At 37.8% G+C, this 16761-nt stretch carries 14 protein-coding genes and 1 pseudogene; 8 read left to right on the top strand and 7 right to left on the bottom strand.

Going from position 1 to position 16761, the window contains the following annotated elements:
* Positions 1-9 precede the first annotated feature (9 nt).
* The 7 genes from C1715_RS15300 to C1715_RS15330 all read right to left on the bottom strand — a co-directional run bounded on the left by C1715_RS15300 (position 10) and on the right by C1715_RS15330 (position 6357).
* The gene (locus C1715_RS15300; RefSeq protein WP_011988858.1) at positions 10-222 is read right to left on the bottom strand and encodes a Maff2 family mobile element protein; all 213 of its coding nucleotides are present in this window, start codon (positions 220-222) and stop codon (positions 10-12) included.
* 91 nt (positions 223-313) lie between these two features.
* Positions 314-2146, bottom strand: a complete 1833-nt coding sequence (locus C1715_RS15305) for a VirD4-like conjugal transfer protein, CD1115 family (RefSeq protein ID WP_102401268.1) — start codon at positions 2144-2146, stop codon at positions 314-316.
* A complete protein-coding gene (locus tag C1715_RS15310; protein WP_020072988.1) occupies positions 2136-2609 on the bottom strand; it encodes a PcfB family protein in 474 nt (157 codons plus the stop codon). The genes C1715_RS15305 and C1715_RS15310 overlap by 11 nt, the downstream gene beginning before the upstream one ends.
* A 75-nt stretch (positions 2610-2684) precedes the next feature.
* A complete protein-coding gene (locus C1715_RS15315) occupies positions 2685-3482 on the bottom strand; it encodes a DUF6674 family protein (RefSeq protein WP_020072987.1) in 798 nt (265 codons plus the stop codon).
* Positions 3483-3531: 49 nt separating this feature from the next.
* Positions 3532-4239 (bottom strand): antirestriction protein ArdA, encoded by a 708-nt coding sequence (locus tag C1715_RS15320; RefSeq protein WP_020072986.1) that lies wholly within the window; start codon positions 4237-4239, stop codon positions 3532-3534.
* Positions 4232-4585 carry a DUF7768 domain-containing protein gene (locus C1715_RS15325; protein ID WP_020072985.1) on the bottom strand — a complete coding sequence of 118 codons (354 nt, stop codon included), beginning with the start codon at positions 4583-4585 and terminating at the stop codon, positions 4232-4234. The genes C1715_RS15320 and C1715_RS15325 overlap by 8 nt, the downstream gene beginning before the upstream one ends.
* A gap of 302 nt (positions 4586-4887) precedes the next feature.
* Complete coding sequence (locus C1715_RS15330; RefSeq protein WP_029161781.1) at positions 4888-6357, bottom strand: ParB/RepB/Spo0J family partition protein; 1470 nt, start codon at positions 6355-6357, stop codon at positions 4888-4890.
* Positions 6358-6613: 256 nt separating this feature from the next.
* Between C1715_RS15330 and C1715_RS15335 the strand changes: the two are divergent.
* The 8 genes and pseudogenes from C1715_RS15335 to C1715_RS15360 form a co-directional block, all read left to right on the top strand.
* A pseudogene (locus C1715_RS15335) lies at positions 6614-6748 on the top strand (IS200/IS605 family transposase); the annotation flags it as partial.
* A 287-nt stretch (positions 6749-7035) separates the two neighbouring features.
* On the top strand, positions 7036-8370 hold the full coding sequence (locus C1715_RS15340) for a reverse transcriptase domain-containing protein (protein WP_102401269.1): 1335 nt from the start codon (positions 7036-7038) through the stop codon (positions 8368-8370).
* A gap of 168 nt (positions 8371-8538) precedes the next feature.
* Positions 8539-10572 (top strand): RNA-directed DNA polymerase, encoded by a 2034-nt coding sequence (locus C1715_RS15345; protein ID WP_180964108.1) that lies wholly within the window; start codon positions 8539-8541, stop codon positions 10570-10572.
* A gap of 576 nt (positions 10573-11148) precedes the next feature.
* On the top strand, positions 11149-11292 hold the full coding sequence (locus C1715_RS19530) for a hypothetical protein (RefSeq protein ID WP_180964109.1): 144 nt from the start codon (positions 11149-11151) through the stop codon (positions 11290-11292).
* Positions 11293-11325: 33 nt separating this feature from the next.
* The gene (locus C1715_RS20100) at positions 11326-11451 is read left to right on the top strand and encodes a hypothetical protein (RefSeq protein ID WP_278320118.1); all 126 of its coding nucleotides are present in this window, start codon (positions 11326-11328) and stop codon (positions 11449-11451) included.
* Positions 11452-11806: 355 nt separating this feature from the next.
* Positions 11807-13822 (top strand): DUF6619 domain-containing protein, encoded by a 2016-nt coding sequence (locus C1715_RS15350; RefSeq protein WP_102401271.1) that lies wholly within the window; start codon positions 11807-11809, stop codon positions 13820-13822.
* A 26-nt stretch (positions 13823-13848) separates the two neighbouring features.
* Entirely contained in the window at positions 13849-14478 is a 630-nt protein-coding gene (locus tag C1715_RS15355) for an ABC transporter ATP-binding protein (RefSeq protein ID WP_102401272.1), read from the top strand.
* Positions 14479-15065: 587 nt separating this feature from the next.
* Complete coding sequence (locus C1715_RS15360) at positions 15066-16757, top strand: ABC transporter ATP-binding protein (RefSeq protein ID WP_102401273.1); 1692 nt, start codon at positions 15066-15068, stop codon at positions 16755-16757.
* Positions 16758-16761 lie beyond the last annotated feature (4 nt).

A 16761-nucleotide genomic window follows, 5' to 3' on the forward strand; every position in this document is an offset into this window, starting at 1 on the left:
CGGCCTACCTTAAAACAGGCTGGAAAGCATAGGTACAAGCGTTGTTCCCAGCAGGATAACGCCGCCCCCGGCCATGAGCTGCTTGATTCCTTGCGATTTCGCACCCGGATTGTCCGACCCGTAACCTTCTAAAAGGTTAATCACGCCCCACACGGCAAGGCCCGCGCCCAGAGCTACAACAAGGGTCTGTAAGGTACTAACTGCACTCGTAAAAAATCCCATAATCTGGTTACCTCCATGTTTTCATATTGTTTTCGGGTATAAAAAAACCGCCATCTCTGGTGGCTCCACTTCGGGCCAACTTGGCCCGAAGTTATGCAAATGCTTCCGGGTCGTCCACATCATCATAGTTGAGAATGTCCTCGTTCTCGTCTATGGCGGCGGTTTCCCCGCCGGCACTTACTTCATAAACGGTATACTGCTCATTGGGACTGAGCTTTTTCATGCGGCGGTTTACCAGCTTTGAAGCGTCAAAAGCGTTGCGCTTGTCGGCTTCGGCGGTATACCTGTAATTGGGGTGCTGTTTCAAATCGTATTTCGGGGAAAGGAACGGACGCAGACCGCGAAGCTGTAAAATGCACTTGTTGCCCGGCATAGTGGTCAATTCGTCCATTGTCATAAGCTCCTTGCCAAGCCGCTGCATATTCTGTCCGTAGCTTTCCGACTGGCCCCGTGTCCGGCTTTCTGTCTGCATGGAAATGGTTTCTTTCCCCAAGACCTCCGAAAGCTCCTTGATGGTGGAATGTTCCCGCCCACCAAGAAAAATCACGCTGTCCATATTCCCCATAATGGTTTCAGCGTGGTCTTTGTATAAGGCTTTGAGTTGGCTTTGCGCCTGTAAAAACAGGCACAGGGAGATTTCACGGGAGCGGATAACGGCAACCAGTTTTTCCAGTTGAGGCACTTGTCCTGTATTAGCGGCTTCGTCCCATAGCACCCTTACATGATGGGGGAGCCTGCCGCCGTATTTGCTGTCAGCCCGTTCGCACAAAAGATTGAACATCTGCGAAAAGGCAAGAGCAACAATAAAGTTGTAGGTCGTATTGGTGTCGCTGATGATGAAAAAGGTGGCGGTTTTCTTATCACCCATGCGGTCAAGCTCCATTTCGTCATAGCTCATAATCTCACGGAGCTGTCCAATGTCAAATGGGGCTAATCTTGCTCCGCAGGAAATCAGGATACTTTTAGAGGTTTTTCCGCTGGCGAGCTTGAATTTCTTGTACTGGCGCACCGCAAAATGGTTGGGATTGCGCTTTTCCAAGCCAAGGAACATATAGTCCACGGCGTTCTTGAAATTTTCATCATCTTCCCTTGTTTCCATGCTGTTCAGCATATCTACAAGGGTATTGATATGACGTTCTTCCTCCGGCCCCTCAAAGACGATATAGCCGATTAAAGCACAATAAAGCAAGGTTTCTGCTTTCGTCCAGAATGGATCGCCCTCTTTACCGTCGCCCTTTGTGTTCTCAATCAGAGCGTTTACAAACTTCAAAATATCGCTTTCCGTCTTTAAGTAGGCCAGCGGGTTATAGTGCATTGACCAGGCAAAATCAATGGAATTGAATACCTTGATTTTGTAGCCCTGCTTTTTCAGAAAAGAGCCGACCTGCTCTAAAATGCCGCCCTTTGGGTCAACCACCACATAGGACGAATGAGCCTGTAAAAGCTGTGGGGTCAGCCAAAAGCGAGTTTTCCCGCTTCCGCTGGAGCCTATGATACAGCAGTTAAGGTTTCGGGCGTTGGCGGGATTGGCGGGTCGGGTATTCATGGTAAGAAGCTCTGTCCCGGTTAGTATCACGTTGTTGCTGAATTTTGGGTCGATAAAGGGCTTGATGTCCTTTGCCGTTCCCCACCGGGCCGAGCCATATTCCACATCCCTCCGAAACTTTTTTGCGTTTTTTACCTTATACCATACCACCAGCCGGAGTATGACCGCCCCGGCAAGGCCAATGAGCCAATCGGACAGCACAAAGCCCGGCGCAAAGGAAGCAAATGCCGGGCTTATGGTTTTTATCATGCCAACCAGCTTATTTCCGAAGTCTGCACCTGCCGCAAGGCGGTAGGCTGTGCCGAGCTTTAGAAAGAACCACAGCACGAACAGATAGGGAACATTGGGAATCACATATTTACGGATTTTATCGTTCATTCCGCGTCACCTCCCGTTTTCGTTCCTTTTGGTGCGGTTTGGTACGCTCCCTGTCGGCAAAGTTTTTCAGTTGTTTCAGAATAGAGGGGCGGCGGCTCTTGCCCCGGTTCAGCACCAGCTTTGTGTATTCGCCAAAACAGGCGGTTATTGCGTCTGCCTGCCCGGCTTTGAAGAATAACAAATATTTGTCCGGCCCGGTTTTGTGAAAAGCATAATCTACATTGTATTTCCGGGCTACACGGTCAAACAGCTTCGTATCCCCGGACAAATCAAGGCTGTTCGTAGAAACGCCGTGGTTCATCAGCTTTTTTACGCTCTGTCTGCCCTGTGGTGTCTGCCGTTTCTGATGGCTCTTTTGTATCTGCCGGAGTGCTGCCGCCAGCACCTTTGCCAGCGTCCGGCCCGTCAGCTTTGTGGCATTGACGGATAGGGCAACCGTCCGGCGTTCAATATCTTCCTGCATGAAATTCCTCCTTTCCTGCCAGATATGGCAATCGTATAGGCGGGAGGACTTCGGGCCAAGTTGGCCCGAAGTGTGTTACCTCTCCGCATTGACAGGGCGGGGGCGTTCTGTGGTGGGAGCGTCCTTTTGTGCCTGTGCGATTTTTTCATTGTGGGTCGCAAGAGCTTCCCGGATAGAGGGCTTTTTCTCTGCCGCCCGTTCTTCCAACCGTGCCAGCGTATTCAAAGATTTTTCTATATGGCTTTTTATACTGGAAAAATGGGAACGCTCCGCACGGAATGGAGCGGATATGACCGCCGCCAGCTTGCCGGGCTGTTTTACTTCCTGTGCCGCTTCTCTGCCGAGCATGACCCGGCCCATGTTTTTCAAATGCCGCCCGGCTTGATGGTATTCGGTGCTGATTGCTTCGATTTTGGCAATAGCCTTATCGTCGTACTGAATATCCTTTGTGAGCATATCCCGCATGGCTTCTAAAGTGGGGCGCACCTTGAAGAACCGGGCTACGTTATCCAGCGCGGAAATGCCGGTTTCCTTAAAAGCGGTAACGGCGTTCTTACAACCGTCTATGACGCTTTGCTTTAGCTCCGCCAATTTATCCCGCAAGTCCAATACCTGCCCCTGCATAACAATGACCGCCTTTTGCAAAGCAGTCTTAACCGGGTGGTTCTGTTCCTGTGCTGTTCGGAGTTCCTGCCGCATGGCGGCAAGCTCCTTTACAGCGGCGTCAAGCTGTTTTTCCATTGCTCCGACCTGATGCAGAACCGCAAGAAAATCTTTTGTGGACGGGGAATTGTTTTCCCGCAATATCGCCAAAAGCTCTTTCACATGCTCATTTTCCAAAAGCGGTTCAGTGGTAGTTTTCGTTTTTGCCATAGGCTTTAACCTCCTTTCACACTTCGGGCCAAGTTGGCCCGAAGTGGCTTTACCGTTCCTCACAGGCCGGGGCAATGTGAGCCTTTTGCGGAGCGGGCGCGTTGTCAATCATCTGCTGATACTGTTTGAGGGTGTCACGAATAGAAAGCTTTTCCGGTTTGGGATAAGCAAAAATTCGGTGTTCCTCCGGTAAATCGTCCCTGCCGCTGTAAAACTCGGTAAAGCTGTCGCCTGTCCGCACCACATAGCCGCCATCTGTAAAGCGTCCGTCCTCGTCCATGCTCATATCCCGTCCGTAGGCTTCGTAATCAATGTAGTTTGTTAAATGCTCTGGGATTTCCAGCGTACACATTTCATCAATATAGAATCGCCCCAAATCTTCCTCATTCTCAATCCCGGCGTAAAACTCAAAACAATCCAGATTTTGCGTAAGGTTAATTAGGGCGGGTACACTGTTGTACTCCCCGAAGTCCACGGCGGCAGAAAACTTTTCTAACTCCCATTCCTCCATATCATCCAGCAGGGAAGCCAGATAGTTCAGCTCGTCAATGCTTTCATATTCGCCCAAGCAGTCACGCAGGCCGGGTACGTCGGTTTCATAATTGGTAATGAAAATTTCCTCATACCCCACACCGTCCACATGGATACGCTTCAAAAGAGCCTGCACTTCCTCGGTGGTGGCGGGGAGCTTTAAAGGCTCCCCGTCCAAATATCCCTCGTTATACCGTCCAAGATTGGTAACAAAGGCTTCAAGCATGGTCTTTTTCCTGTCCCTGCGTTTTCACGGTCAGAATCCCGTCCAGCGTGGTTGCCGTGATGTTCAGCCGCCCGGCAACGGCAATGTCGTTTTTCACGTCCTCGTCAATATCGCTTCCGCATACGACAAGCACATGAGAGCGGCGCAGGAGATCCCGGCTCATATCAATGCCGCTTTTATGTTCCTCCGGGATTGCGTCATTGAGAAAAAGCGGAAGATACAGGGTCGGGCAAACCGGGGAAAAACCGGCTTCGTAAACTGCCCGGCAATACTGCGCCGCCTGTTTGGTATCCGTATCGTGATTGCCGCACCACGCGGCAGTAATGTATGCTAAAGGTCGTTTCATGATTTAAGCACCTCCGTTCTTGTTGCGCTGAATGTGTCAACCTATCCCCGCGCCCTTTCCACGCTTTGGAAAGGGCGCGGCTCAAAGGAATCTATATCCCCGTCGCTTGACTGCCTTAAAGCATAACCGGGAGAAATCCGTCAAGAGTGCGAAGCACCGCCTACGGCGGCAGGCTCTTGACCGATTTTCCCGGTTATGCTACCTGATATATGGCGACGGGGAATATATTATATCCTTAGAGCTTTGGGGTGCGGGGCAAAGCCCCGCATACACAGACTTCGGGTCAACTTGACCCGAAGTGCTTATTTTTCCTGTTCGGCTTTCTTTTGAGGAGCCGAAACCTCTTTCAGTTTTGCCTTGTTTTCCTCAAGCAGCTTCATAATGGTATCCTTCATTTCGCGGGGTGTTTTCTCCTTGCCGAAATACTGGGAAAGTTCCTGACTTGAAATAATCACTTTGTCTGCCTCCTTTTTTTCTTCTAACATGATTCCGTCAATCACATCGGGGTTTAACAGCTTCTTTTGGTCAAGGTCACGCATACGCTGTGCCTGTGAGAGCGAGGGAGCCGACTGCTGGCCCTCAATAGCGATAGCAATATACCGCTGATTTTTGGGCTTGATAAACGCAAGCTCCACCGCGGGAGTGAACGCGATTTTCTTTTCGTCCACCATTTTCATAAGGTCGGGAACCAGCTCATTGAGCTTGATATACCGCTGAACCTGCTTGACGGTCATTTTGTTGCGCTCGGCTACGACCTCATTGGAACGCTGTCCGTTGCCGGTTCGCGCACCCTGCCGCTTGATGGCTTCCAACTGCATTTGCAGGGCTTTGGCCCGTTCGCTGGGCAGGATATTTTCACGCTGATTGGTGTTGTCCTCTACCATCTGCGTGATGGCCTGTTCGTCCGTCATGTTGCGGATAATACAAGGCATATCCGCAAATCCAGCTAATTCGCTGGCTTTCTGGCGGCGGTGACCTGATACGATTTCATAGCCGCCATCTTCACGGGGGCGCACAATGGCAGGCTGGGTAACGCCCTTGTCCTTAACGCTTTCCACCATAGCCGCCATTTCTTCATCATTACGAACCTGAAACGGGTGGTCTTTGAAAGCGTGAAGCTCGAAAAGATTAAGGTAAACAATCTGTTCCTGTTCGCCGGGGCGGGGTGCTTCCCTCGGTTCGGGCGGCAGCTCCGGGGCAGAGGGCGGCGTTTCCTGCTGTGCCTGTTCCTTAGCTTGCGGGAAAGCAGAAGCCCCGCCGCCAATTTCTGCGGTCTGTTTCGGTTTATCCGGTTTCTCCGACTTTACGGCCTTTGGTGCTTTTTCCTGTTTGACAGGGCGGGCAGGCTTTTTGTCTGCTTTTTCGGTGGTTTTAGGTGGACGGCCTTTCGGTTTTCTGCCCGGTTGTTCCGGTTTTGCCGCTTTTTCTGCTGGCTCCGCTTCCTGTTTTTCGAGGGTAGTCTGTTCCGCTTCCTTTACCGCCGCCTGTTTCCCGGAAACAATCTCATTGATTTTGTCAAAGGAAACCACCACATCACCGGGGGCGGGAATGTCAATGCGATTAGGTTCTTCCGGTCTGTCCTTATCGGATTCAGACAGGGCGGTTTCGTCCTCACGGGGAAGTGCCGCTGTTTCCTCGGCGGTCTTTTCCGGAGCAGGAGCTTCTCCGCCAATCTCCGGCATGGGAGCAGGCGTGTTTTTTTCTTCTGCTGTTGCTTCCTGGGCCGGGGCGGTTTTTACTTCGTCCGGCTTGTTTGGCTCATTTTTTGTCATGCGTTTTTCCTCCTTATCTGTTTTATGTCATGAAAAAAGGGACTTGATTTTTTAGGTCAAGCCCCAACGGGATATTTGCAATCCCTCCTTTCAATTTCGGGTCAAGTTGACCCGAAGTTCCGCTATCCAGATACAAAAATACCGCCCATCTTGTCCAATTGGGCGGTATCCTGTGTAATGTGATAGCTCATATTTTATTTTAGTATTCCCTTATCCCGCATAGAATAAGGGTTTTTGCAGTTTTCCTAATACATTTGGCTCATATGTGGATACAGTAGGAAAAAATAGAAAGGCGATAGAAGAGTATATAAAAAATCAACAAAATGAAGATATGATCGCCGATCAAATAAGTATTAAAGAATATATGGACCCTTTTAAGGGTGGCAAGTAACAGTTAAATTGCGGCTGGCGATACTTTTACACGTGCTTAAGGCACAATGCTGGTAAAATGCCCTTATAGGGCTTAAGAAAAACCACCAGCTTAGCTGGTGGATATTTATTATTAATAAAATGTTAATATGAAGTGGTGGTTGAATTTGTAATAATTTCAAGATGTGGTATTATATTATTTGTGATAGAAATATTAGTAAATATATTATTGTAATTTTATGCTGAGATGTTTAGATGAATAGGTAAAATAGTGGGAAAATTGAAAATCATATATGAAGGAGAAGTGATATGAACAAAAATCAGATTTGGCAAATTGTTAGACAAAGGGATTTCTCGCTGACGGATGCAGAAGTAGATGTTAAAACTGAACGTATATTTGATGATATCGAACGTGAAAGTTATGATTTTAATGGATATAAAAGAGAAGTATTTACACAGCAAGGGAAAAAAAGAGTAGTGTATAGTTATCCTAAGTTGTCGTGTGAAGATATACTTTGCCAATATTTAAAGAGGCAAGTGGATAAGGCGTTTAAAATCAGATATGCTAGCCGAAGCCGAATAATAAATATTTTATTTAATATATTACCTGTAATAAAGGATATGAATGATTTTGTAATAATACGAGCAGATTTTAAATCTTTTTTTGATAGTGTGTTAACAGAACATGTATATAATAAATATATTCGTGAATCAGTGATGAGTAGATCAGACAAGGAATTGCTAGAACAATATATATCAGAATTTAAGTATTGCTTTGCTGGATTATGTTTATCTAATGGGATGTCAGAAATTGTATGTAGGGATTTTGATGAGCGGATAAAAGCAAAGCTAACTAAATATGGTGTGTTTTTTTATGAAAGATATGTTGATGATATGTTGATAATAACTAATCGATATATTTCTCAAAGGATTTTTGAAGATATTATGAAGGAAACAATAGGTGAGGTTTTTGGAAAATGCCCAGTTAAATTGAGTATGGCACCAGGAAAGTTTTCGTTTATATCTAGAAGAAATCTTTCAACAACACAAAAATTTAATTTTTTGGGTTATGAGTATGAAATTAAAGAGGTTACTAAGACAAAAGGCAATAAACCAATAAAGGAAATGCAATTTGTATATGGAATAGCGAAAAAAAAACGAAGAAAGTATACTGGTATAATTGAAAGAGCGGTTATTCAGTATAAAAAGGATAATAATTTGGAATTGCTACGACAAAGAATTAAACTATATTCTTCTCGTGTAGTTATTGCTAGAACAATAGGGAGTAGTTCATTTGATTGGTTAACTAAAGGAGTTGTTGCAAGTTATAATGAGCTGAGGTATCACACTGATGCATTAATTCAAGATACGGAAACATTTTTGAAAAGCTTATATATAAACTTATTAAGAAAATATAAACTTGTAATTCCTTATTTTTTAAAGCAATCCATGACAGAGGATAGCATATATAGTTTATATTCAACTATGAAAAGAAATCGAACTATAATGTTTGAAAAAAGCATAGGGGTTTCTGAAGAAACACTTTTGAAGTGGATTAAGAAACTTGATCCAACATATAATAGTTGGAACAAAGACTATTACAGGATTGTGGTCGATTATCTTGAGATGATTAAAGTAGAGTAGCATCATCTCCGAAGAAATGATGCTACTCTTATACAACGTATAAACCTTGCGGTAAAGTACATTATATTGCTTACGTGTGTAACACAACTTAGCAACTAAGTTACTAAGAGATTACGTGAGCGATATATCGCTCACATAAAATTATATTATTAGATTGGAATGAAGTCAATGGATCTTAATAACATAGAGAGAAATCAGCTAGATTATATATTAACTGATGTTTTACCAACTGAATTATCAGAACAATTTACATACATCTATTTTTATGACTTCCTTGTGAGTAAAAACAAGGAAGTGGATGATATGATTAAAAAAATGATAGAAATGAAGAATAAAAACAAAGTGAAATTGTTTGAAAAAAGTAGTAATTGGGCAACTATGCCTTTGAAATATACTATTATGAAACAACTTCATAGTGAAAGAGAGTTAAGCCTGTTACAACCAATGGCAGCAATGCAATTGTTTTTATTTGTGTGCATTTATCATAAAGAATTGCTAACACTATTAGATAAAAATGCTGTTTTTTCATTACGGTATCATAGAAAAAATAATGAATTATATTATAAAAATAAAAATCGTTCTGTTACCAAATATTTTAGTGATTTGAGTAAATATATTGGAAAAGAGGTTATTGAACAAACGGGATTGTTCTTTAGTATTGGTCCATACAAGTCAATAGCTGCATTTACATCGTCGGAAGAGTGGCTCGTATTAAATAGTAAATATAAGTATTTTATTCGTACAGATTATAAAGCATGTTTTGATAGTATATATACGCATACCTTTAATTGGATTATCGGAAAGGATGTGAACGATACAAAAGAATTTAAAAATGGAAGTATATATACTTCTATAGATAGAATCTTGATGAATATTAATGCAAGAACATCAAATGGAATAGTTGTTGGTCCTGAGTATTCTAGAATGGTCGCAGAAATGTTATTACAAACTATAGATAGAGATGTATATAGTATGCTTCTAAATCAAAATTTTGTAGTAGGAGAAAATTATAATGTTTACCGTTATGTTGATGATATATTTATTTTTGCAGAATCTGAAAAGTTAGCAAGTAAAATAGTTGATTTATATGCAGAAGCTTCTCGTAAATATTTATTACGACTTAATGAAGGAAAATTATATAAAAGTAAGGTTCCATTTGTTTTGGAAGGCTGGCTGAATGACACAAATCTTTTTACTAATAGAGCAAGTACGTTGTTATTCTATTCTCATGATGAACAGAAGGCTTTTGTGGAGAATTATCATAAAGAAAATTGTGAAGAAGAGTCTGAGGAAATAATTAAACCACATTTATTAAAGAGTATGGTGTTATCAACAAGTAAGAGAACTATAATGAATCAGTTTAATGAGTTGATATGTAAATATGAAGTTAAGGATAGGACGATAGTTGCTTATTTCTTGGGAACTTTGTTAAATAAGGTTGGCAGAAATAAGGATAATGTTAATATTTTTAGAGATAGCATTTCTGGAAGTGTTGTATTTGATTTTTTGGATTTGGCTTTTTATGTTTATTCTTTTTTCCCGAACTATGGAAATACTCAAAAGCTATTATCAATTATTAGTTATGTTCGAGATGAATATGATATATTTGAAAAAAAAGATAAATTACAAAATTTATTTAATAGATATGTGTTTGTGTTTGATAAAGCTAATTTGAGCGACATAATTAATTTGATTTTATTTTGCTGTCAGGCTAAGATTGAAATTCCATATAGACAAGAAAAAAATATTGTTTTAGATTTGCATGAAAAAGATAATCCAATTTTATGGGCTTCATACTTAATGTATTCTCAATATAGTAAGCGTTATTACAAGGAAATTAGAGATATTATAGGAAGTACACTTATTGAAAGAATAGAGGCAATAGTTCAAAAAGATAGCGTTTACACGTATAGAGAATTTTGGTGGATTATTATATTTAATAAGGCATCATTTCTAACAACAGATGAGCAAAATGCAATTGATTCCACTATTTCTGTATTAAAAACAGGAACTAGGACAACAGCTGGAGAGATAATGGGGGATTTATTTGTAGATTATTTAAAGAATAGTAATGATCAATTCTTTGAATGGGATATAAATAAAAAGGATTTTCTTAGAAATATTACTTTTAAGACAAGACAAAGAAGTATTTTCAAAAACTATCAAGAAAATTTACATTCCCTTTATTGGAGTAGTTTATAAAAAACTACATTGGTGTTGTTAACGTTAAATATCACTAAAATGTCAATAAAAAATCAAAAAGAGTTGTAGACAAGGTGGAATATATTGTTGGTAATATTGAGTGGAAATAGAACTTAAAATATTTATTAAACTATATATATTAGCTTTGAAAAAATAAAAGCTTAAAACGTACTAAATTAATTCATCTAGTTTCTTTGATGCTATATATTTTTATTAAGTAAAGTGGACAAATTGACTTATTCATTTTTATATGTTTTATTATCAACATTCGTTTAAAATAGAGTTTAAATTAATTAAATAATATTGTTCTATTTTGTGAAAAATATTATTATAATAAATAAGGTTTCCCACCATAAAACACACCAAAATAAGAAAAGTTTTTGTAAGGCTTGATTATAAGCGGATTTCAATAAGAATAAATTTATTGAGTGGGAATAAGATATAAAATAGATATATCAACGGTTTGACATACGTTTTATAATAAAATAGCAAAAAAATACCTATGATTTTATGTTTAAAAATGTAATTTCATGGGTATTTTTATACCTAAAATTATTATAAAACAAGGTGTTTTATATGAGAAAAGGTTGTATCCTAGAAGAATTTTTAATTCCAGCAGTAAAAGAGCAAGAAGTGATAAAAGAAATCTACACAGATGAAGAATTGCATAATTTACTAGAAAAACCTAAAAAACATATTTTACTAGAATTAAGAACATGAACTATTATTTGGACACTTGCCAGTACAGAAATTATGGCAAGAAAACTAAGAGAATTACAAGTTAAAAACGTAATTATACCAGAAAATAAAAATTTAAATATAATGTATAATATAAAAAACATAAAAGTAAGAAATACTTACGAAATTTGTAATTTATAGGATAGATATTTATTATAAAATATAATTAACAATTAGGCTTATATTAAATACAGTTAATGCAAAAGAATGATCATAATAATGGATTATAGGAATCATAGAAAAGAATAAACAATGATTATGAAATGTGTAACTGATTGAAAAAGATATAAGCGATATTTCGTATTTATATATAAGGCACATTCAAATAAATAACAAGTCAGTATGATAGTCTATTTTGAGTCGTCATACTGCGTCAGCAGAACCCACCGATAGTTCTACTAGCGGCGGAACCTCCTTCCTTGTCTGACACAAAATATACCAGCATCTTTGACTTGTTATTTATTTTCATGTACCTAAAGATGATAGGGGTGATTATATGATTAAGCGTGCTATTAGGTTAACAAGTGTAGTGCTTTCAATTTTTGTATTTTTGCTTGCTTTTCAGTCTGTTTCATCTTCACAACAAATGCTGCCATTGGGCACAACAGAGCGATTTGATCTGTTTGTGGGTAAGTCCGAAGATAATGAAGTTCATAATGAAGAGCTTATTTCCAATTTGAATAAAATTGTTGATCAAAATGATGCTACATTAGTGAAAGTAAGTATAGACTCCGATAACTATGGGAATAAGAAAGGCATAATCTGGTTTGGTACAGAAGAACCTGAACATAAAGGAGTTGTTATTGAAAATCAAAAAATAGGATGGTTGGATTCGTCATTAACAGGGCAGTTTATTCCGGCATCAGATATTGGTAGTCAACCATTATCTGGCACATATGCTGTGAAAGGTGGAGAGGCTTTTCGAAATGAACTGGATACATGGGCTAAAAAAAATGGTCTTGGACTTTCATGGTATAAAAACATATCTTTTTTTAAAAATCTTAATTTCTATTTGTTTTTAACTGGTGTAGGTAATGCAGTGTTATCAGCATTTTTGTTATTACTGACAACTTTGATTTCATGGTTTGTTATTCATGCTAAATCACGCACATTAAGGCTACTTGGCGGGGTGAGTCTTAATCAAATTCATTTTGAGGACATGAGGACGATAATTAGCCTTATTGCTCCAAGTGTTTTTGTAGGATGGATTGTTTCACTTCTTTATGTAGCATTAAAGGGTGGCACGGCACAGGTTTCGTTGGTGGGGTGGAAAACTTTTGTTACATTAATTGCTGTTGTTGTGCTTATAGGTGTTTTTGCCACTGTTTTTTCTTTGATAGCGAGTCCGAAATCACAACATATTGCACAGAGACAAATTCCTTTAAAACGTTTCAAACAATTAGGGAATATCACTGGTGCTATAACGATTTTTCTTGCATTGCTTGTTGTCCCTTCCACAGCCAGTGACGCAATAATTTCATATCGTTTAGCTAAAGAACATTCTTTGTGGCAAAGTATGCAAAAAACTGTAAGAATGTCTTTTAGTGAAATAGATCCATTGGAAACTAAAGAAATGTTGCCTGAGGTTGAATCATTATTTAAACGTATGCAAAGTGAGAATAATCTACGCACATCTCTTGTTATTGATAAAGCTATTTCTATGACTAAAGAAGAGATGGGGGAATATGATCATGTAATCATAACCGATAATGCGTGGGTTGATGCTTTTGGGGTTGGCATAGATAAACAAGGAACATCAGGAAAACTTACTTCAATAGATTTTCATAAGATATCATTACCGCTTGCAACGTTTTTTAAAGAACAATTGCCACTTTGGACAAAGACTGGAGAGATGCAGCCGGATGGAGTTGGATTTTATGAATACACAGGGAACAATTTTATTTCTCTGCCACCTAATGTTGGTCTTGCAAAAGAGACAGTCCAAGCAAAAAACCCACTGGTAATTTTAGTAGATGATCCTGTATCAATTCTCAAGATGAAGGGATTCTTACTTTATGCAGCATCCAGTGGAAATGTGGTGTTTTCCAATGAAGAAAAATTGCGTTCAGCATTAGATGAATCTCCGGTTAAGCCGTATGTGTCATCAATTGATGGAATTGCCGATTTAGCTATAGAGAGGGCAAAAAAGTTTAATAAGGAAGGTAGGTATTATATGATGGCATGTATTCTTATTCTATCAGCGATGTTAGTTGCAGGAATAATGAGTGCACAGCTGTGGGTAGGAACAAATCGAAAACGTATTTTTACATTGCATACTTTCGGAAGGACATATAGTTCTATAATCAAACCTATAGTAAGAAAAGAATTATTTACTGTTCCAATTGTAATTATAGTTGGAGCTGTAGTCGCTTATAAAATTAAATATCCTTCGATTTTTATTTTAATTATTGTTGCTTTATCTATTGCTCTTTTATACGCAGTTGGAAGTTTACTTGCATATAGATTATGTGCAAGACAAACATTTCATCAAACGAGCCATAGGTACTATTAGAATACTGTTGTAAAGGGGGTAATAACATGAACATAAAAGCTAACAATATAGGTGTAATTATTAATGAAAAAACGATTTTTACAAATGTTAATCTTCAGGTGCATAGCAAGGAAATGGTTGCTATTACAGGACCTTCAGGCTGTGGAAAAACAACACTTCTTAATTGTCTTGGCCTAATTCAGACGGTAAGTAGCGGCAATATCTTTATAGATGATAAAAATATAACTAATTGGAATGACAAACAAAAAACAAAATTCTGGCATGACTATGCAACATTTATTTATCAGGACTATGGGATTATTGAAGATGAGAGTGTTGCGTATAACGTTACTTTCAACAAACATCAAGCACGCAGCAAGGAGGTAGAAGAAGTTCTTAAAGATGTGGGACTTGATGGTAGAGGAAAAGAGCTTGCATTAGTGCTTTCGGGTGGAGAAAAACAGCGTTTAGGAGTAGCACGAGCAATCTATAAAAATGCCACTATTATATATGCTGATGAGCCCACAGCTTCTCTTGATGCGGAGAATCGTGAACTGGTAATAGATCTATTGCATGAACGTTCAAAAAGTGGTGCTATCGTGATACTTGCCACACATGATGAGAGACTTGTGAAAGAATGTGATAAAGTGATAAATCTTGCAAATTCGCACGGATAGTAAATTTAGATTCAGAAAGTTGATATCTGTGATGTAAATGAGAGTTTCTACAATTAGTTGTTTTAAGTATTATTACCGACCTTAATAGTTGGATTTTAAATCCGGCAAAAGAGGTCGGTTTTTATATTTTCACCTTAACCCTACCAGTTACATAAATGTTTTTATATGCTATAATTAGCATAAATAAGCAAATAATTACACAATGAAGGTTACTGTAAAATCACATATATTTGACTTAATTTTTTACATAGTGGTGGTTTTAGGAATAGTATTTGCTATGACTTATATACTTTATACTAGTTATAAAAAGCCATTTGATATATAGTGAAGGGATTTTGCCGATATTATATGCTGATCGTCGCAAACCAGTTTCAAATCATGTATATCAAAGTGTTGGTTATGAATTTTGTGGTGATGTTACAGAGTATAGATTTTTAAATCGTAATTAATTAGTATATATGGTTATTTTGTATCTAAAATAATTATCTGTTGTAAATTATAATATTTTGAAATATTTAAAGGTAGTTTACAACAATGTGTCAGTGAAATATTTATTATAGCGAATAAATGGGGAAAGAGGAGACAAGATGAAGAGGTATATTTTAAAACAAAAGAAATTGTTAATTTTAAGCACTTTATTAACAATTTTAGTAGCAGTATGCAACACTAGCATGGCGTTTCTTATGAAACAGTTGGTTGATATAGGTACTATAAAGGATATTAACAAATTTAAGAGTACAATTCTTATTACAGGGGTAGTTATAATATCACTTTTAATTAGTGAGTACTTTAAAAAGATAGTAAATAATATATTGATAAAAAAATGGTCAATGGACCTTAAAAATGATGTTTTTGATAAATTGTTAAAAAGAAATCCTAAAAATTTCAACAGTAGTAACTCTGGTGAATATATATCTACACTTACAAATGATATGAATATGATAAAAGAAGTATATTTTGAAAGTATAATTGCATTGATACAAACAATTATACAGGTAATTATTGGTGCATACGCTATATTTAAATTAGATATATTAATAGGAACTTTTATAGTAATTTTAAGTATTTTGCCATTATTTATTCCAAGGGTAACAGAAAAATATCTTTCTAGTAAAAAGGAATTTCAATCAGAGAAGATAAGTGTTTTTACTTCTAAGATTAAAGATATTTTTGAAGGATTTCAAGTAATAAAAAGTTTTAATATTCATGATAGAATAAGTAAAGAATTTAGAAGAATAAATTATGAAGCAGAGGATTCAGAACTTAAATATAAGAATTACAATAGTTTTGTAAATATATTAACAGCTTTCTTTTCATACCTTATGTTATTGGTTTCTCTAGCCATAGGAACATATCTAGTTATTAAGGGAAAAGCAACAGCAGGTATACTTATTGCAGCTATTCAGCTTATGGATATTGTTGATATGGCAGTTCTGGATTTTACTTATGAAGTTATTGATTTAAAATCTATTAAACTTGTTAAAAGTAAAGTTTTACGCATTATACATGAGAAAATTCCAAGTGAAGAAGGTATGGAGAAGGAAGCATTTAATGAAAGCATGGAATTTAAAAATGTATGTTTTTCTTATGAGAAAGGTAAAGAAATTCTTAAAAATATTAGTTTTTCTATAAAAAAGGGAAATAAATATGCTATTGTTGGACAAAGTGGTAGTGGAAAATCTACTATGTTAAATTTGCTTTTAAGATATTATACAGAGTATGAAGGAAACATATATATTGATGGAGTTGATAGTAGAGAGTTTAAACTCAGCAATTTATATAGATTAATGTCTGCTATTCATCAAGATGTTTTTATGTTTGATTCAGATATTAAGGATAATATATGTTTATATAATAATTATAGTGAAGAGGAAATAAAGGAAGCTGTAGAGTTTTCGGGATTACGTAGCATAATTAATAATATGGAGGGCGGAATAAATGCACTTGTAGGTGAAAATGGAAGTAACCTATCTGGTGGCGAAAAACAGAGAATTTCTATTGCCAGGGCTATAATAAGACATACTCCTATTATTTTGTTAGATGAAGCCACATCTTCATTAGATAATGAAACATCATGGAAAATTGAAAATTCCATTCTCGACTTGAAGGACAGTACAGCTTTGGTTATTACACATAAATTATCTGGAGATTTATTAAAAAGGTACGATAAAATACTAGTTATGAAAGATGGAGTTTTAGAAGAAATGGGAAGTTTCCATGAACTTATAAATAATAAATCATACTTTTATAATTTATTTAATATTGAAGCTAATGTTTAGAAAG

It is taken from the genome of Haloimpatiens massiliensis (assembly GCF_900184255.1).
GTDB classification, from domain to species: Bacteria; Bacillota; Clostridia; order Clostridiales; family Clostridiaceae; genus Haloimpatiens; species Haloimpatiens massiliensis.